Below are 19,026 nucleotides of genomic sequence, written 5' to 3'. Positions count from 1 at the left end.
GCTCACCTGATACTGTCACGCAAACGTTTAAGTTATTTAACAATCAAATCATTACGAACGTGCTTCACACCCTCCACATTGCCAGCAATGACACCAGCACGCTGTTTGATTACCGCACTGTTTACGAACCCACTCAATTGCACAAGGTCTTTATAAGTTTTTACCTTGATTGCAAATCCTTTAGCTCCTAATTTATCCACCAATTCCGCTTTAACCTTTGCTGTAATTGCAGCACTGTCAAGATATTGTCCAGTGCTTTCAGTCGTTGGTGTCGCAGCACAAGCAGCGATAAGAGTTATCAGTAATGTGATAGTGAATAACTTGATTATTTTTAACATGTTATTTCCTTTAAACAAAAAATCAAAGGAAAGATACCACACCATAATTTAGGAGTCATGACCATGAGTAGTAATCCCTACTTCCTTTTCATGGCTACGAATTGAATGATGACCATGATTGGAAGAATTTTTATTTTCATGACTATGGATATTGGAATCTGCTTTATTATTGGCAGGTCCTTTTCTTGTTATCGCCTTATTGGAGTGACCATGTGTATTGGGAGCATGTTGATAGGTATAAGGTTTACCGCGAGGAACATTATTTCTATGCCCGTGCTGGTTAGAATGTTTATAAGCCATTCTTTCATTGTAGTGATAATGGGTATTGGGCTCTCTATACGAATCACCATAGGGCACTTCAACCTGAGCACCAGGGTTTGAATGGTAATGCGTACTGGGATGTGAGTGATAATTACTCTCATAATAGTCATTTTCAATCGTGCATGCATTGATTAAAGGCAATAAAATGAGTAAAGCAAGAATACGTGTCATGGTAAACCTCAAGGATAATGGATAAAAGAAAGGCACGAAAAATCGTGCCTTGGTAAGAGCTTCTTAATAAATTATTTAGCAGTAATTTCTACTTTGGCTTTGTTAGTCAGATAAGGTACGACGTGTACAGTGCTATTGACATAGGTGTAGCCAGAGTATACTCGATAGCCACTGAAGGTATCAATGTACAAGTTCATACCTGCATGGCAATAGCCATAGTAAAATAGGTCAATATAATGGGGACTTTCATAGCGATAAATATTAAAAGGCGTTAAACTAGTGCCATCATCAAAAACCCCATAAACACGCACATTATCATAGCTGCTATTGATAATTTCTATTTCACAGTAACCTGGTAACTTAGCACTTTTTGCAGCAGATTTAGCGTCTGTAGCCTTTGCATTAGGATTATTTGCTTGCGGATGTAAATGACGGTTGTCAGCAAATGCTGATGTTAACAAACTCAGGCAACAAACAAAAAGCAGTGACTTAAGTTTCATTATTATAAACCCCTATAATTAGTGGAAGCCAAATGGTAACAAAGGATTTAATTTAGTCAATAGGTTTTTTTTGTGTCCATGAAATAAAGTACTCCGTCTCACAATCATACTCCCTGCATTTTTTATTAATCTCATGGCAATTTTTTACCCTTTAATTATTCTCTAAAGTTCAATACAATCAGGCAAAATAAATCGGGAGTATTTATGAAAGCCCCTCTGGATATTTTCAAACTATTTAAAGTAGAGCCTACCGCTGATTTGCCAAAAATAAAAAGTGCTTATTATACTCGAACTATTGAGCTTCATACTCAAGAAGAATTAGATTCTGCAATAATCAACGCAGAGCTACGTCAGATACAGTTGGCTTATGAAACAGTTAATTCCGAGGAAAAATTAAATTCCTATCGCACTCGATATTCCTTAAATTGCTTTCTTCGGGGGAAACACTATACCGGTTTTTTTGCACAAGAGAGTATGGGAGAATACTATCTTAGTATTCCTTTTTGCGAAAAGGGCGAAAATAGCAACTATCCGGACATTCTTACTTTACCTAAGCTTAAGAATGGAGAACTTCCCAGAGTTAATCTTGAACATCTTGTTAACCTATTAAATAATACCTGCGCTAAAACTACTCTTGCCGTTACCTTAACTAAAGAAAAAATGGTGGCAATTAATAACTTGCATAAGTTTCATTACCCACAGCTTCTAGTGCGCGTAAAGATCCCTAAACATTTGTTATCAAGTCGTGAGCTATCTGAAAGTGAGATCTATGGGCATGTGGAGCAAATTTCTCTTAACGCTTCTTCTTACCGTTGTTTATGGACTCTTATCGGTTGCAGTTTTTCCCAGTCAGATATTCTTAGTATTACTCCTATGGCAATCGAAGAGTATAAAAATTCTACGCGATTTAATCTAGACGAGATTAACTCATTATGGCCATTTGACTACCACTATGAAACCCATGATATTCAAAGCGCCTTATTAGCTTAGTTTTGGATATTTAGTCTATGAAAAAAGAACAGAAACCCAGTTGTCCCATCTGTGGAAAACCGAACACCTGGACGCCTGAAAATACGTTTAAGCCCTTTTGTTCCGAGCGCTGTAAATTAATTGATTTAGGTGAATGGGCCAATGAAACCCGAAAAATTCCTGGTGATCCTGTTTATCCTGACGTTCCCTCTGGTGATCTTGAAGATCTCTAGCAGTAGCTTTGATTTTATTCTGATAAAACTAATAAAAGGCCAGTGCGACTGGCCTTTTATTTTATTTAAACCGTGGGTTACTTGCCACGTCTACGTCGTGTTCAGGTTTCTTCTCTGATGGCGGTTCAAAGAAGATTGCAGGTCTAACTTTTACACGCTTACGTCCTATATGATGGTTTTCCTTTTGTTCTGCCGGTGTTTCTTCTACAGGGCGTTTACGAGATGATTTCTGTGAACTATCCACCGTATTGTCTTCTTGTACAGATCTTTTATCTGCTGACGGTTTAGAAAAAAAATCTGTAACAAGCGCGCGAGTTTTTATTCGTTTATCTCTTATACAGCCATAATCAACCTTTTTCTCTTCTATAGCTCGTTTACGAGAGAGCTTATCAGCTTTTTCCTCTGGCTTATCAGCTTTTTCCTCTGCTTTCAGATAAGCTACTCTTGCAGACTGAACCGCTTTAAACGCTTTATGTAGTTCTGACAGTTCTCGTATAAACTGTTTATTTTTAAATAGGGGGGCAAATGTTTTTTTGTCTTCCTTATGCTGTTTTCTTTGGTCTTCTGCATTTTCTCCGGTAAATTTAGCGGACTTCTGACTATTTAGTATTCTCTCAATAAATTGCAATCTTTCTTCGACAGGTAAGAGCTCCTCAAATTTTCCTATATGCGCAATAAGAGCCGCTCTTTTATCTCTTTCACCGGAAATCTTTTTATAGGCATCGCTTTTTTGGAATCTTGACTCTTCCTTTGCAACCAATGTCTTTGAGAGAATGCTTAATTGATTTAAAACATTATGCACGGCCACCTGAAAACGATTCCCAGCAGCATCACTATACTTTTCAAAAGATTTAATGAGGTTATTAGCAAGCTTTAATTCCCGTGAATATGCATTAAACTCTTTTAATATATCCTTCTCAAATCTGCTTAGGGCAGGTAATAACTGACCTTTATCGACTCTAGTTTCAATTTCTGTTTGTACAAATTCCTGTAATTTTGCTTTTAATTTCTGAGAACTTGTATCTGCTTTTACTCCAAGTAAGCGTCGTAACCAAATGTCAGATGGAACTATCATATGTAGCGAAGCTCCAATTACCTGAGTAATTATCTTAAGATCTTCTGTCTTGATAAAATCAGGTAATTTTTCTATCTCCATACCGATTGCTTTTGCTTTTAGTTGCATTAAGCTAAAGCTGGTAATCACCTTATCGCCAAATTCTATCGCTAACTTATCGATTTGGGTTGAGTAGTTACCCAATTCTAACTTTTTCAAAAAAGATAACCTTTGCTCTTCTTGCGCAGTTAATTTTTCTTCTGTACTCGCTTTTTGCTGCAATGCTTGCTGCTCTAGTCGCATTTCTTCTTTCTTTTGTGGATTCTTATCCAACTCACGGATAAATAATAATAATGTTTCCAGCTCTTTAATCTGCTCAAATAAGTTGGAATAGTCTCTTTCGATTTGAGCGAGATCATTAACAAGCTCAATTTCAATTTGTTTTATCTTAGAGGAAGGTATTGAAACAACTGTTGACTTCATAAAATCTCACATACGACAATATTTTACTTCATAAAAAGAATGTAGCATTTTTTTATTAAGCGAAAATTATTCAATCTCTATTTTTTGTAAAATTATGTTGCATTATTGTTAAGATAATAAATTATCATCAACAGTTAACCACAGATCTCCTCAAGTGGGTAAACTTACCTATGTTCCACTTCTCCCAGCAGAGATAAAGTAACAGCAGTTTAGATAGCATGTCTGAAACATGTATTATTTGGTGAAAATAATAGAAGGTAACTTTTCAAAAGCTTTTGCTGCGATTCCAGCTACATGCAGTTCACTCGAAGTAAGTTATTGTAATTTTAATCTGGTATCCAATGATACTATCAAGCAAGCCTTTCGCTCTATTCCAAAGAACGTAGATTCACTCCTCTTAACTAACAATCAATTAAGTGGGAAAACCGGCGACGAATTGGCCCAACTCTTTAAAGCAATCCCCTCCTGGATACAAATGCTGAATTTAAGCTCAAACAATTTAGGTACTAAATCAGCAGCAGAATTAATTCAGGCTTTCCAATCGATTCCACAAAATATTAAGGCATTATCGATTGATTGGAATTATCTTAGTAATATCCAGGGAGAGGAATTTGTCCAAGTTATAAAGAGTATTCCAAAAACAATCAGAATCTTAAGTCTAGGAGGCAATGCTCTTTACCAACTACCAGAGGAAGTATTAGCCAGTGCTTTTGAAGGACTTGCTGTAAGCTCCCTTGATCTAAGTAACAATTTTACTAGCTCACCTGAAAAATTGACGCGTGTTTTAAAAGTACTTCCTGAAACTATCAGCTCATTGCAACTTCGAGAGAATAATTTTGGTAATACTGAGCTCATTAAATTGCTTCCCCTGTTTCTAGCAATTCCGCGCAAGGTCACTTCATTGGATTTAAGTAGTAATCAACTCCACCTACTGCCAGCTATCTCTGTGACACAGGCTTTCAATGCCCTCTCAATCCACATTCGAGTACTTAATTTAAGCAAAAATGGCTTATTCAAAAGCAGTACAACAAACCAGATCGAACTTTTTCACTCTATCCCTGCAGGGCTAATTTCATTGAACTTAAGTTCCAATGAACTTAATATAGTTTCAGGTGCTGTTTTAGCTAAAAGTTTAAGAAATTTAATTTCTCAAGCCCTTACTATGATAGACTTGAGCGACAATAAACTTTATAAACTAAAACGCAATGTATTGGTCAAAATTTTCCAAGCGATTCCTAATACCGTAAGCTGTCTCAATTTAAGTGCTATCCCAATTTACCGGATTCCTGAGGAAGTTTTTAAAGAGCTTCCAAAAAATATTACTTCATTGATTTTGAATAATAATTCTGCTGTTGAACTGGTTACAGGACTAACCAAAATTTTCGCTGTTCTTCCAGCACATAATCTTTCTTTAGACTTAAGCAATAATAGTTTCAATGACTTAATGGCGGCTGATTTGGCTGCATTATTCCAATTGATTCCTCCCAATATAACTTCCCTACGCTTGTGTAAAAATGACCTTGGTCAATTTACTCCAAAGGAGCTCGCTAAAATCTTTGCGGCTATTCCGTTAACCGTAACAACAGTTGACTTGGCCAACAATGATTTGTTTTTAGGAAAAACTACTTTACAAAAGAACGAGATACTAACAGCTCTAGGGGACGAAAGCGCACGATTTAATCTTGCAGGGAATGGTGAATCTGATTTGGCAAGGGCATTAGTCACCATGCCCACCATACGAAGGCAATATAATCTGCCCTATGAGTTAGCAAGCCATATACTTTCCTTTCTGAAAGCAGACAGTAGTCATCAAAATCGCACAGGTTTTTTTAACGCTCAATTACAAAAAACTGAGAAAGAAATTGAATCACTCAAAAAAAATAAGCCAGGTCTTTAGATTTCATAGAACCTACCATTTTAAGTGAATTTAATGCCTATGTCCTGCGGCTTGTCTCTGAGAGCTCTTCATAAATTTTATGCCTCTACATACTGCGCTTTATGCATGAAGGATCCCCTCAAAAAGTATTTATGTTATAGTAAACGCCGCTTCATTGACCGCGCATCTGTTTGGGGATTTAAAATGAAAAAACGCATGACTATCATGATAATTGCTCTTGTGGTTGTATTTGGAGGAATTATTGCGTTTAATCTCTTTAAAAGTTTTATGATTAAGCGGTTTTTTGCAAGTTACGAACCTCCAGCTGTTAGCGTTTCATCGGTCACCGCTGTTAAAAAAAATTGGAAACCCACCATTGCTGCCGTTGGCAATTTTGTTGCCATTAATGGCGTTGAGGTAAACTCACAAACCTCAGGCAACGTTATAGAAATTCATTTTGAGTCAGGTCAATATCTTGAAAAGGATCAGCCTCTTATTGATATTGATGATAGGGTTGATCAAGCTACGCTTAAGTTTAATAAGGCAGATTTGGCCTTAAAAGAATTAAGTTACAAACGTCAAGCTGATTTATTCAAACGTGGAGCGACTCCAAGTTCAAATGTTGATGAGGCTCTTGCAAGCCTGCAGCAAGCACAAGCCAATGTCGAAAAAACTCAGGCTGAAATAAGTCAAAAACACATTACTGCCCCATTTTCAGGTCAACTCGGGATTCGTCAGGTTAACTTAGGCCAATACATCACCCCAGGACAAACCTCTATCGTCACCCTGCAATCGATGGACCCCTTATTTCTTGAATTTTACTTACCTGAGCAAATGTTAAAACGCTTACATCTTGAGCAACGGATTCAATTTAGTGTTGAAGGATTCCCCAATCGCGTATTTGAAGGAAAAATAACCGCTATCAATGCCAAGGTTGATACGAATACACATAATATCCTGGTACAGGCAACGGTTCCAAATTGTCCGGCAACTGATCCTCAGCTAAAAAGTGCCAAGGATCAAAAAAGTCAAAAAGAAAATAACCCGATGGTCATTAAATGTGATAGCAGTTTAAATGCAAAAAATCACGTGACCCAGTTTGCATTTATTCCTGGAATGTTTGCTGCCATTTCTGTTGAGCAACCCTCAATTCCCGATACAGTTGTCTTACCTTCCACCGCGATTTCTTATAGTTTATATGGCAATTCCGTTTTTGTTATCGAGAAAGACAAACAAGGTAAAAAAGATAATGAAGGCAAAGATATTCTACGTGTAAGACGCGTCTTTGTGAGCACGGGTGAACAGGAAGGTAACTTTACAGTGATTAAAAAAGGCATTGAACCTGGACAACAAGTCGTTAGTTCTGGTGAGCTCAAATTGCAAAATGGAACACGTGTAGTCATTAATAACAGCGTAAAACTGCAAGATGCCGCTGATCCAGATCAGTTAGGTCAATAACATGGTTAGCGCTGGGATAAACCCATGACGCTTGGAGTAATTCGTTCATCCCCTAAAAAGCGAATACATTCTACGCAGGTATTGAAATAGTTTTATCAGGATAATCATGAAATTCACAGATATATTTATCAAACGCCCTGTTTTAGCTTCTGTCATAAGTCTTCTAATTTTTTTATTTGGATTAAATTCAATCCTGACCATGCAGATACGTCAATATCCACGGATGGATAATACAGTGATTACAATAACCACGGCTTATCCTGGCGCAGATGCCAACTTAATCGCAGGGTTTATAACCACCCCACTTGAAGCAGCTGTGGCAAGTGCAGAAGGGATTGATTATATGACCTCCTCAAGTACCCAGGGTGTTAGTACAATCACATTAACAATTAAGCTCAACTTTGATCCTCAAGTTGCTTTTACTGACGTCATGAGCAAGGTGCAGCAAACCTTAAACCAGCTACCACCCGAATCGCAACAACCGGTGATTGTCAAAAGTTCTGACACCTCAACACCACTAATGTACATTAGTCTGGATAGTGCGGATATGACCCCACAACAAATCACGGATTACGCAACGCGTGTTGTGCAACCACAGCTTGAAACCGTAGATGGTGTGGCCAAAGCTGAAATTCTTGGTGGGGCTACTTATTCCATGAGAATTTTTCTTAATCCTGTAAAAATGGCAGCGTTAAACGTCTCGCCTGCTGATGTCTCCAATGTACTGGCGCGCAATAATTTCCTAACAGCAGCAGGCAGTACAAAAGGTGAATACGTTGCCATTAATATGACGGCGAAAACTGATCTTAATAATGCGGAAGAATTCAGCCAATTGATCGTCCGCTCCAGTAATAATTCTATTATTCGTCTACGTGATATTGCCAAGATAGAGCTGGGATCTCAGGATTATAATACGTCTGTTCGTTTCGATGGTAAAAAGGCTGTATTTATTGCCATTACTCCAACACCCACTGCAAACCCACTCACAGTAATTAGTGATGTCCGCAAGATTATGCCTTCCATTCAGCGCGAATTTCCCCCTTCATTGAAAGGTACGGTGGTCTATGATGCCACAGACTTTATTCGTGCCTCCATTGAAGAAGTAGTGGAAACTATTCTGGAAGCAGCCTTAATTGTTATCGTGGTGATCTTTTTATTTCTGGGATCTGTACGCTCGGTTATTATCCCAGTCGTTACCATACCGCTATCATTGATCGGTGTCTGCACGTTTATGCTTTTTCTTGGCTACTCGATTAATTTGCTGACACTACTTGCTTTTGTTCTGGCAATTGGACTTGTAGTGGACGATGCCATTGTCGTGGTTGAAAATGTGCACCGCCATATCGAAGAGGGTCGAACACCACTGCAAGCATCCATTATTGGCGCGCGTGAAATTGCAACACCGGTTATTGCCATGACCATTACTTTGGCTGCCGTGTATGCCCCCATTGGTTTTATGGGAGGGTTAACTGGTGCTCTATTTAAAGAATTTGCATTTACCCTGGCAAGTGCAGTAATAATTTCTGGAATCATCGCACTTACTTTAACGCCTATGATGTGTTCTAAAATTCTTTCTGCCGACATTAGCAGCGGGCGTTTCGTTCATTTTCTTGATGACAAGTTTAATCGACTAAAAGCCCGCTACCAGCGCCTACTTCATAGCCTGTTGGATACAAGAGCCATTATATTGATATTCGCCGCAGCCGTTTTACTAATGCTTCCCTATCTTTATACTCATACACCCGATGAGACAGCCCCTGAAGAAGATCAAGGTTTTTTCTTCGTCGTGGGTACAGCACCTCAATATGCAACCATTAATTACATTGAAGCCTTCACCAAACCTTTCGATGAAATCTATAAAAGTTTTCCCGAAACAGAGCATTATTTTACCGTTAACATGAGTGCACCCGTTTCTGGAATGGTGTTAAAAGCCTGGGATAAACGCACTAAAACCCAGTTTCAATTGAAAGAGCCGCTACAGAAGAAATTAGATGAAGTTGCAGGACTAAAAGCCTTTGCTGTAATTCCTCCGCCGCTGCCAGGAGGTGGTAGCGGCACGCCCATTCAATTTGTTATAAAAACTACGAATGATTTTCAAACGCTATTTGAGATCTCCAATAAACTGATGGAGAAGGCACAACAGAGTGGTCTTTTCATTTACCTGGATAACAGTTTAAAATTTAATCAACCAGAAGTAGAATTTCAAATTAATCGCTCAAAAGCTTCTGATTTAGGTTTGGACATGCAAACTATTGGTAGCAGTTTAACGAGTGCATTATCAGGCAATTATGTGAATTACTTCAACCTTCAAGGGCGAAGTTATCAGGTGATTCCCCAATTGGATAGAAAATATCGCCTTACTCCTGAACAGCTAAGCGAAATTTACGTTCGCACCGCCAATGACACTATGGTGCCTTTATCAACCGTTGTTACAGGCAAAGAAATAGTACAGCCTAATGCTGTTACTCATTTCCAGCAGCTTAACTCCGCTACCATTCAAGGGGTAATGATGCCAGGGCAAACTTTGGGTCAAGGATTAGCCTTTCTTGCCGAAGCAGCCAAAGACGTATTACCCAAGGGATTTACCTATGACTATGGTGGACAGTCACGACAATTTATTCAGGAAGGAAGTGCTCTTATTCTTGCTTTTTTTATGGCTATCATTGTTATTTTCCTGGTACTCTCAGCGCAATATGAAAGCTTTCGAGATCCCTTAATCATTCTCATTAGCGTGCCTATGTCGATTTGTGGAGCTCTTATTCCACTGAATTTAGGTGCTGCAAGTATTAATATTTATACGCAAGTGGGCTTAATTACTTTAATTGGTTTAATCAGTAAACACGGAATTTTGATTGTCGATTTTGCCAATCAGTTACAACGTGAAAAACACCTTGATCGCAGAGCTGCAGTTGAAGAGGCAGCAGGCATTCGATTACGTCCTATTTTAATGACTACTGCTGCCATGGTATTTGGCGTTATTCCTTTATTAATGGCTACAGGTGCAGGTGCGGTGAGTCGTTTTGATATCGGTTTGGTAATTGCCATGGGATTGTTAGTGGGTACTGGATTTACTCTTTTTGTTGTACCTACAATGTATACATACCTTGCCGCTGACCATCGTCATGACTTGGCTAAAGAAAAACAGGCCAGTTTAAATGAAAATTTGATGACTTCTCCACCTGAATCTGAATAGTTCTGGTAATAATTTTGATTCAATACCGTGGGTATCTGTGATTTGGAGTCTCTTTTGATTAACGATGATTTATGCCTGTGGTATATGGTAATATGCGCAACTTTAATTTGTACGGGTTAAACGATGGATAAGACTTACTCTCCTCATGCGATTGAAAAAACTTGTTATGAAAAGTGGGAAAACCACCATTATTTTGCACCGCGTGGTGATGGTAAGGGTTATTGTATTATGTTGCCTCCACCCAATGTGACTGGCAGTTTACACATGGGGCATGGTTTTCAACACACGTTAATGGATGCATTAATACGGTACCATCGCATGCAAGGTTATAAAACACTTTGGCAGCCTGGAACTGATCATGCAGGGATATCCACCCAATTAGTGGTGGAACGACAACTGGAAGCCGAAGGTCTTTCACGCAGAGACATGTCACGCGAGCAATTTCTAGATAGAGTTTGGCAATGGAAAGAAGAATCGGGTAATCAAATTACTCAACAAATGCGTCGCATTGGTTCCTCTGTCGACTGGTCTCGTGAGCGCTTCACGATGGATGAAGGCTTATCTGCAGCAGTGCAGAAAGTATTCGTGCAATTATATGACGAAGGCTTAATCTACCGAGGCACACGACTGGTAAACTGGGATCCCAAGTTAGGCACAGCAGTTTCTGATCTCGAAGTACTTTCTGAAGAGGAAGACGGTTTTTTGTGGCATATTCGTTACCCTATTCTTGATTCAGAGGAATCGCTTGTTATTGCAACCACACGTCCTGAAACCATGCTGGGTGATACAGCAGTTGCCGTTCATCCTGCAGACGAACGTTACAAGCATCTTATTGGTAAACAAATTAAACTTCCACTGAGCGAGAGAGTGATTCCTATTATTGCTGATGACTACGTCGAACAGGATTTTGGCAGTGGCTGTGTAAAAATTACTCCTGCTCATGATTTCAATGATCATGAAATTGGTAAACGTCATGAATTACCTTTAATTAATATTTTAACTAAAAAAGGCACCATTAATAAGAATGCTCCCCTTAATTATCAGGGAATGGATCGTTTCGTCGCACGTGAGCAAATTGTTCAAGATCTGGATAAAGCAGGATTACTGGTTAAAATAGAACCACATAAGCTAAAAGTCCCTCGAGGAGAAAAATCCGGTGTTATTATTGAACCTCTCTTAACCGATCAATGGTATGTCAAAATCAAACCCTTGGCTGAACCTGCTGTTGAAGCAGTTAAAAAAGGAGACATTCGTTTTGTTCCCGAGAGCTGGACAAAAACTTATTTTCAGTGGATGGAAAATATTGAGGACTGGTGTATAAGTCGACAATTATGGTGGGGGCATCGCATTCCCGCCTGGTATGATAGTCACGGCCATGTCTATGTCGGCTATAGCGAGAATGACGTACGCTTTAAGTATAAACTCGATGAGTCCATTTCCTTGAAACAGGATGAAGATGTTTTAGATACTTGGTTTTCTTCCGCCTTGTGGCCCTTCTCTACCTTGGGTTGGCCGGAACGGACTCCTGAATTTGAACAATTTTACCCCACCTCAGTGTTAGTCACTGGTTTTGACATTATTTTCTTCTGGGTTGCTCGCATGATTATGATGGGACTTAAATTTACTGGCAAAGTCCCTTTCAAAGAAGTCATTATCACTGGCCTTATTCGTGATAGCGAGGGGCATAAAATGTCCAAATCCAAGGGTAATGTACTTGATCCAATTGATATTATTGACGGCATTGATTTGGAAAGCCTGGTTAAAAAAAGAACATCAAATCTTATGCTGACTTCGGTTCGCAACAAGATAGCCAAAACAACACGTAAGGAATTTCCAGAGGGTATCGCCGCTTTTGGTACTGATGCCTTACGTTTTACCTTTTGCTCTCTGGCATCCACTGGCCGTAATGTACGTTTTGATATGGGTCGTGTTGAAGGCTATCGCAATTTCTGTAACAAACTGTGGAATGCTTCCCGCTACGTTTTGTTAAACACTGATGAAGAGCAGATTGATTTTGGCGACGGTGCTTTCCAATACAGTCCTGCTGATGAATGGATTCTGTCTCGTTTACAGCATACTATCGCTCAGTGTCATCATTATTTTGAAACCTATCGCTTTGATTTGCTGGCCAATACCCTCTACGAATTTGTTTGGCATGAATACTGCGACTGGTATCTCGAGTTATCAAAATCCGTACTTTATGATCAGCAAGCTTTAGGTGCTATGAAACGAGGTACACGTCGTACCTTAATTCATGTGCTTGATCAGATTTTAAAATTATTACATCCAATTATGCCTTTTATTACCGAAGAAATTTGGCAACGCACCAGTAAATTAACCAGCACCAACGGTGAAACCATCCTGTTAAGCCCTTTCCCAAAGGTTAATGAAGAATTTATTAATCCTGAAGTGGAAGAGGAAATCGATTGGCTAAAGGCAGTAATTCAATCGATACGTACTATTCGTAGTGAGATGACTATTTCTCCTGCGAAGCTTATTCCTTTATATCTAAAAAATGTAACACCTGATATCAAAGAACGTGTAGAAAAATATCAAACCACATTACTGACTTTAAGCAAATTGACTCATATTTATTGTATGGAAGACGATGAAAAAACCCCTGTTTCTGCCTCAGCAATAGTGGGTGAGTTGGAATTATTAATTCCCATGGCGGGATTAATTGACAAGAATGCTGAGTTGGCACGACTACAGAAAGAGCTCATTAAATTAGACAAAGATATTTCTCTGGCAGAAAATAAACTTGGAAATCCTAAATTTACCGACAATGCTCCCGCGGATATTATTGCCAAAGAACAAGAAAAGCTTGCTCAGGCATTACTTACAAAGGATAAATTGTTACACCATAAGAAAACGGTAGAGTCTCTTTAGGGATTTGTTGAGAGTAAAACCTTGATTTAGCTGCGCTGTATCAAGGTTACCCTACGTCTCAAACCATACTGCGAATTATTGACAAACAAGGAGGCTTGTCCAGGCATTACTGAATTCCCCTATATTCATACCTTTGAATGTCTGGTCTTACTCTATATAATCTATATCATTGGTAAAGCAAAGATTCAACCAGACAAGGGCAGGAGACCATGTTTCAATCAGCGTTAATAATTGCTCTAATGACTTTTAGCATCATGACTCAAGCAGCCCTTCCCACTGATCCAATTCAGCGTTGTTTGGATGTCAGAAGGCTTGTGGACATTACTACAAGGCAGAAGATAGCTGCCAAAGAACCCGGGGTATTGCGTTTTAAGTTTCATAAAGTTTCAGCATCAGAGTTGCCGCTAGATAACCCGGTAGGGAATATGAAGGAAGTTATTCAAGCATTAAATAATCAGATTGAAAACTGCAATAAAAATCAGAGCGAATTTAAGACAGTAACTATTGCTGGTCATACATTCAAGCATACAGAATGGTGCCTTAAGACCAATAAAAAAATGCTTCAACTTGCCAAAGCTGCCCATGGAGATTTTAAAAAATTTTTATCGACCATTAAAACCAAGTTCGATTGGTATAAAAGCGATGGATGGCCTGAAAATTATGCAGGATTTAAAAAAGGTGAGTTTCAATTTACCGCCTATTATGCACCGGCTGCTCTAGAGGCTCGCACCCAACGTGGTGGCGTATTTCAATATCCTATCTACAGTAACCCAGGGGTTGTTAATGTAGCTCTGGAATGCAGAAAATTTAATTTGAAAGCTCCTCTTTGCGGAATTGACCCGCTTACCAAAATACCGCGCGGATTTTGTATGAAAAATGCCAATGGCACGTATTCTGTAGCGCCAGACCGAGAGGAAATCAATCGTGGGGCTTTAGATCCAAAATATGTAATTGGTTACGTTAAAGATCCCAATGATCCAGCTTTTTTAATGCTTCAAGGCTCTGGCTCATTAATTCTTGATGGTAAAGTATTCCGGATCAATTACGACAGTGCTAACGGCAGGCCACGCACGATGCTTGGTCGCATAGTCCAATGTGCGCAAGACCCAACCTGTGGGGGCAACCTGGATGCCATGGAACATTGTGCTAAAAATCCTAAATGCCATGATGAAGCAAAGTTACGCTGTAATATATCAAAAGAAATTAGGCAAAGCGCTGCATCAGAAAAGCTAATTCGCCAGTATCTAGGTAGCCTTCTTAACCAAGATAAAGCGGACAACTTGCGCAATCGCGATCAAAGCTTTGTATTCTTTACCAAAGAAGAGGGGGGGCCTTATGGTTCAGAGAATATTGCTCTAACTCCGCATACTTCATGTGCAACTGATCACAAGGTTATCCCTATTGGAATGAATTTTATCTATCATTGCAAAAAATCTACTTCATGGTGCGTAGCCCAAGACGCAGGAGGCGCAATTGTGGGTGCTCATGTGGATGTCTACAAGGGCGAGGGTAACCAAGCTGGTGTGGAGGCAAATGCGCTAAATCACCCAGGATCATTATTTGTAGCACTACCAAAACGCAAATAGGTTATTCTTTGGCACACAGCAATATTGCCTATTTTACTATGTTTCGTTTGTCAGTTAGCGATGTCCGCTCTTCCTGGCTTTTTTCTCTTCATGATAAGGCTCATTTCTGGCAGGCATTTTTTTGTGAAGATGTTTAACTGATGCAGCTTTTTTCTTTTCTTCTTTTGCAGCAATCTTTTCCTTGGTAGATTTTTCTTTTTTAGGCGCTGCAACAGATTTTCTTTTTTTGCTATTACTTTTTCTTTTCTGGGTTTAGTTTGTTTCTTCTCAGCCGCTTCTTCAATCTCTTCTTCCAAAGTACTGATTATTTCTTTTAACACTTTCACTAGACGCTTTTTCTGAGCTAACTCTGAAATATTCCAGTCATCTTTATTGGCTCGTTGATGAGCCACTTTATATTTTAAGCCTCTCATTTCCGTTGAATAATCATTTGCATTTAATTTTTCAACAATCTGATGCGCCAGAATATACCAGTGGTATTTGGTTCCCACAGGTACACCAGAACCTTCAGGTGCTCTACCTTTTCGTCTTTTAGTGACGGTATAATTAATTTCCCATTTATCAGGTGTTATTTTGGTTTCTTTCCAGGGACCTGCATCATAAATCCAGGAATGACTACGTCCCACCTTCATACCTGTATACCGTTTTCCCTCAAATTCTTTAAATTTGTTATAAGATTGGGCAATATCTTTCTGCTTATCAGGCTGTTTGGTTTCTTCCTTTGTACCCATTGGATTCTCTCCCCTTTCTTTTCAAAGCTATATTATTAAGTTTAGCAAACGGAAATGGGGAGCTTTTAAGCAGAGCATTGAGCCAGCGCATCAATTGGATAACCTTCATGAAAAAAACTTGACTACACTGCGTCAAGGCTACGAAAGTAACCAATGCAATGTAAGTCAAGAATTTATTCTTAAAATCCCCCCGGCAAGTTAATGCTACCAGCCTTATCAGGTGTTGCAGGTGTTGAATTGATATAGCAGCCTTTTGATTTTTCGCCATTCACAGAGACAGTACCCTCTTTATTGATTGCCAAAGTACACAGATTACTGTTACTGCCAGTAATGGTCATAACTGACGGACCAGCAATATTTTTAACCAAACATGCCGGATTCTTGGTAACTGGATCAGGACAGGTAATAGTATTATTAATCAATACTGGTTTAAAGGGATAACCGACATAAATCATATAGGAATATTGAGTCACTGGCGGTTCAGGCTCATCCTCACCACAAATACTTCCTTTTATTTCCCCTGCGGGTATATTTTCCAAACGACAGACAAGGCTTCCCTCACGGTAAAAATTGACTGCTTTAGGTGAGGTCTCATGGTTGTAAGCTGCTACATAAAGATTTTTGCCTGCACCAAAAGCAGCATAGGCAGGTGTATCGGCACTGATTGTTTTATTTAAATGCCCTAAAGCCTTTAGATTATTAATCCAATAATAAATGCTGGGTTTTGACTCGCCGGGATCAGGTGTATTAGCCTGCTCATCAAAATAGCGAGTATAATATTGGGAAGCTTTTGTAGCATCACCAAGAGCCAGATATTTTAATAAGGTCCCACAATAAGCAGCATTTGACGCATCACCTGAACAAGGATTTTTTGCATCCTCATTGTAAGCTTTATTAACAAAAGCAGGCTCAAAACCAAGGTATAAGGAACCTGCGCTAATGGGTAAAGTATTTGAAGCAAGATTTTGATAATAGCAAGGCTGTCTTGCACAAAAATAGGTTGATCTGTCTAGCTTCCCACCCCAGACATTACCCACTAATAAATAATTTTGACCGGTTGAACTGTTTGCCCATCCAGGAGGAAAAACACCTGACTCAGGATTTTGGTTAAAATGATAATGATTTAAGCCTTGTTCTTCAGTAGTGTATAAATATAAACCGGTTTCTACCAATGTTTGTGGTGATGTATCATCGGCTTCAAAAGTAAGCCCTTGGGTGTTTAAGCCCCATAAAACAATACCTTGAGCCAGATTCATAAATTCAGCACTATCTTCCTCATTAACATTGTCAGGACTATAAGGCATGCCCAAAGCAGAAGACAAACCGGCGTAGGGATCAAAACTCCTGAAATGAGGGAAGGTAGTAGGTTCAGTACTTCCGTCCTGATATTTGTAATTACAAATATCGCGAATAAGCAGGTTAACCATAGCGCCATATTGGCGAGCCCAAGCTTTATCAAATTGCGCAATGGTTGCAGCCCCATCAACTAGATAACCCCAATGGAATGGGTGATCAGTGAGCATCGTTGCGGTAAAGAAACCACTAGGAAACCCCATCATCGTATGCCATTCATTATTGTAAGTAAAAAACCAGCTACCTTCTGGACGTTGACAATCCGAAGACCCATCAGGACAAGGATCGGTATAATTTAAACCGGTTAAAAAGCTGGTCACCTGTTTCTTTAGATTCGCTAATAGATCATCACGAATTTTTTTATACTGTGGATTAGGATTGGTTGGTGAGCCCATGAGTATATTGGCTATCTTTATGAGCTGAGCCTCACGACTTAATAATTTTCCTGTTGCATAAGTATCCGTCCAGGGATTTTTAGCGTCCAAATGTGGATCAGGAGGTAAACTGAATGAATAACTGGCTAATTTATCCAGCTCAGCCTGACTAAGACGATTGGGCAGCGCAGGCAGAATGCCTCGAAATGCTACTTCAGTAGTAAATGAAGCTTTCCCGGATGATGTTGGATCGACAGGGACAACATAGGCATGCATTGTTCCTTTTAAAGTGTGTATTATCCCTTTATTGCTGGCGCAATCATCCTGAAAGAGGCAACTTGCTTTCGAATCGCTATTCATGTTTTTTATCTGCCAGGGATAAACCATAACCAGCGGTTGTTTTTTTAGAGATGAATTTTGATAAACTGTTTCAGAATCAAAATTAAAATGAGTAATGACCTCTGCTTTATTTTTATCATATTCGTAACTAATCGTAGTTCTTTTGACGACGCTATAGGCATAGGGTTTAAATTGATTAGCTATCTCAATAGCCGTTGAATCCGAGGACGCCGGGATAACTGCCATGGAAAAATAGCGATTACTTTCCATGGTATTGATAGACGTTCCGGGTACGATATTTCCACTACCACCCTGATTGACTGGAACAATGACAGTGCCAGCACCTGTTTTCCACGGATTAATTGACGAATCAGGATTGGTAAAATAAGCATAATAGCGATAGCCCGGATCTGAGGCATTTTTCGTTTTGAATACGCTTAAGCCTGCGCTCTGACTTAACAATTTTGCCTCTTGTGAATTATTGAACTGCAGATAGGAGGCCGTTTGATTATTTTTTCTTTCAAGAAAAACAAAGGGGGAGCCTTCTATAATACTGGCAGCAAGCAAGGGGATATTATTGCGAGCCCATTCTGCTTTTACCATCCAATCCGAATAATCAGCAACGAGTGGCGCTGTTCCGCCTAAATCACCCGTTGTAACAGTGACATCGAGTGTATTATCGTAACCTCTGTCCACATGCACATTATCAACTTTGGCACTTTGTAAAGGGATCCCAAGAGAAATACCTTGCTCAGTTAATCGCACAGTCAGTGGATTTGGAATCAGTAATAGCGGCGAAAGATAATCCCTATCTTGTATTTGAGAGGCTGGCTTATCAACAGCTAGCAGAGGTGTCCACCAGAGCCCTGTGGTTACAGGCTTATTGCTAAGGCCAAATTGACTTCCACGAAAGACTGATTTTAAAGTGGAGTAATTATCAATCAGCGGGTAGCCTGCATCCTTTGAAACGCGTCCAGGATATTTTTGAGCAAGTTTTGCAATTTGTTGTTCATCATAATAGATTCCCTGGCCAAGCTGCGTCGCGCTGTAGGCAATTTGCGCTTGTAAGAAAAAACATAGCGTGGTGAAGGAAAAAATTTTTATAGTGGACTTGGTATTCTTCTCTAACATTGATTCTCTCCTTAGTAGGTCAAACTC

At 39.4% G+C, this 19,026-nt stretch carries 13 protein-coding genes; 7 read left to right on the top strand and 6 right to left on the bottom strand.

Translation table 11 applies throughout. From position 1 onward, the window contains the following. Nucleotides 1-32: 32 nt before the first annotated feature. The 3 genes from clem_RS03710 to clem_RS03700 form a co-directional block, all read right to left on the bottom strand. Nucleotides 33-338: a BON domain-containing protein gene (locus tag clem_RS03710; RefSeq protein ID WP_094090386.1), complete on the bottom strand. Its 306-nt coding sequence runs from the start codon at nucleotides 336-338 to the stop codon at nucleotides 33-35. Nucleotides 339-386: 48 nt separating this feature from the next. Further along, nucleotides 387-830, bottom strand: coding sequence for a hypothetical protein (locus tag clem_RS03705; protein ID WP_094090385.1), 444 nt, complete (start codon nucleotides 828-830; stop codon nucleotides 387-389). Nucleotides 831-901: 71 nt separating this feature from the next. Continuing rightward, on the bottom strand, nucleotides 902-1,330 hold the full coding sequence (locus clem_RS03700) for a hypothetical protein (RefSeq protein ID WP_094090384.1): 429 nt from the start codon (nucleotides 1,328-1,330) through the stop codon (nucleotides 902-904). Between the two features lie 204 nt (nucleotides 1,331-1,534). Here clem_RS03700 and clem_RS03695 point away from each other — a divergent pair, with 204 nt between their 5' ends. Together clem_RS03695 and clem_RS03690 are read left to right on the top strand one after the other, a co-directional pair. Further along, nucleotides 1,535-2,320: a J domain-containing protein gene (locus tag clem_RS03695; protein WP_094090383.1), complete on the top strand. Its 786-nt coding sequence runs from the start codon at nucleotides 1,535-1,537 to the stop codon at nucleotides 2,318-2,320. A gap of 17 nt (nucleotides 2,321-2,337) precedes the next feature. Further along, nucleotides 2,338-2,532, top strand: a complete 195-nt coding sequence (locus clem_RS03690) for a DNA gyrase inhibitor YacG (RefSeq protein WP_094090382.1) — start codon at nucleotides 2,338-2,340, stop codon at nucleotides 2,530-2,532. A 61-nt stretch (nucleotides 2,533-2,593) separates the two neighbouring features. Here the strand turns inward: clem_RS03690 and clem_RS03685 are convergent, their stop codons facing one another. Beyond that, entirely contained in the window at nucleotides 2,594-4,069 is a 1,476-nt protein-coding gene (locus clem_RS03685; RefSeq protein WP_094090381.1) for a hypothetical protein, read from the bottom strand. A 241-nt stretch (nucleotides 4,070-4,310) separates the two neighbouring features. On the opposite strand from clem_RS03685, the gene clem_RS03680 reads away from it, so the two are divergent. From clem_RS03680 to clem_RS03660, 5 genes are all read left to right on the top strand, one after another. Further along, complete coding sequence (locus clem_RS03680; RefSeq protein WP_157698166.1) at nucleotides 4,311-5,966, top strand: hypothetical protein; 1,656 nt, start codon at nucleotides 4,311-4,313, stop codon at nucleotides 5,964-5,966. Nucleotides 5,967-6,149: 183 nt separating this feature from the next. After that, a complete protein-coding gene (locus clem_RS03675; RefSeq protein ID WP_094090379.1) occupies nucleotides 6,150-7,403 on the top strand; it encodes an efflux RND transporter periplasmic adaptor subunit in 1,254 nt (417 codons plus the stop codon). A 106-nt stretch (nucleotides 7,404-7,509) separates the two neighbouring features. Then, entirely contained in the window at nucleotides 7,510-10,596 is a 3,087-nt protein-coding gene (locus clem_RS03670; RefSeq protein ID WP_094090378.1) for an efflux RND transporter permease subunit, read from the top strand. 123 nt (nucleotides 10,597-10,719) lie between these two features. Continuing rightward, complete coding sequence (locus clem_RS03665; protein ID WP_094090377.1) at nucleotides 10,720-13,485, top strand: valine--tRNA ligase; 2,766 nt, start codon at nucleotides 10,720-10,722, stop codon at nucleotides 13,483-13,485. A gap of 209 nt (nucleotides 13,486-13,694) precedes the next feature. Further along, nucleotides 13,695-15,071, top strand: coding sequence for an MltA domain-containing protein (locus clem_RS03660; RefSeq protein ID WP_094090376.1), 1,377 nt, complete (start codon nucleotides 13,695-13,697; stop codon nucleotides 15,069-15,071). Between the two features lie 50 nt (nucleotides 15,072-15,121). On the opposite strand, the gene clem_RS14960 is transcribed toward clem_RS03660, so the two are convergent. Beyond that, the gene (locus tag clem_RS14960) at nucleotides 15,122-15,802 is read right to left on the bottom strand and encodes a hypothetical protein (RefSeq protein WP_198333183.1); all 681 of its coding nucleotides are present in this window, start codon (nucleotides 15,800-15,802) and stop codon (nucleotides 15,122-15,124) included. A gap of 179 nt (nucleotides 15,803-15,981) precedes the next feature. Beyond that, nucleotides 15,982-18,999 (bottom strand): glycosyl hydrolase, encoded by a 3,018-nt coding sequence (locus clem_RS03650; RefSeq protein ID WP_094090375.1) that lies wholly within the window; start codon nucleotides 18,997-18,999, stop codon nucleotides 15,982-15,984. Between the last annotated feature and the right edge of the window lie 27 nt (nucleotides 19,000-19,026).

This window comes from Legionella clemsonensis, assembly GCF_002240035.1.
In the GTDB taxonomy this organism is placed as follows: Bacteria; Pseudomonadota; Gammaproteobacteria; order Legionellales; family Legionellaceae; genus Tatlockia; species Tatlockia clemsonensis.
The sequence above is the reverse complement of the archived record's forward strand: the minus strand, read 5'-3'. Positions and strand labels throughout refer to the sequence as shown.

Bases quoted from the DNA above. Each gene is read 5' to 3' on its own strand.
- clem_RS03710 (WP_094090386.1), bottom strand. From the start codon at position 338: ATGTTAAAAATAATCAAGTTATTCACTATCACATTACTGATAACTCTT.
- clem_RS03705 (WP_094090385.1), bottom strand. From the start codon at position 830: ATGACACGTATTCTTGCTTTACTCATTTTATTGCCTTTAATCAATGCA.
- clem_RS03700 (WP_094090384.1), bottom strand. From the start codon at position 1,330: ATGAAACTTAAGTCACTGCTTTTTGTTTGTTGCCTGAGTTTGTTAACA.
- clem_RS03695 (WP_094090383.1), top strand. From the start codon at position 1,535: ATGAAAGCCCCTCTGGATATTTTCAAACTATTTAAAGTAGAGCCTACC.
- clem_RS03690 (WP_094090382.1), top strand. From the start codon at position 2,338: ATGAAAAAAGAACAGAAACCCAGTTGTCCCATCTGTGGAAAACCGAAC.
- clem_RS03685 (WP_094090381.1), bottom strand. From the start codon at position 4,069: ATGAAGTCAACAGTTGTTTCAATACCTTCCTCTAAGATAAAACAAATT.
- clem_RS03675 (WP_094090379.1), top strand. From the start codon at position 6,150: ATGAAAAAACGCATGACTATCATGATAATTGCTCTTGTGGTTGTATTT.
- clem_RS03670 (WP_094090378.1), top strand. From the start codon at position 7,510: ATGAAATTCACAGATATATTTATCAAACGCCCTGTTTTAGCTTCTGTC.
- clem_RS03665 (WP_094090377.1), top strand. From the start codon at position 10,720: ATGGATAAGACTTACTCTCCTCATGCGATTGAAAAAACTTGTTATGAA.
- clem_RS03660 (WP_094090376.1), top strand. From the start codon at position 13,695: ATGTTTCAATCAGCGTTAATAATTGCTCTAATGACTTTTAGCATCATG.
- clem_RS14960 (WP_198333183.1), bottom strand. From the start codon at position 15,802: ATGGGTACAAAGGAAGAAACCAAACAGCCTGATAAGCAGAAAGATATT.
- clem_RS03650 (WP_094090375.1), bottom strand. From the start codon at position 18,999: ATGTTAGAGAAGAATACCAAGTCCACTATAAAAATTTTTTCCTTCACC.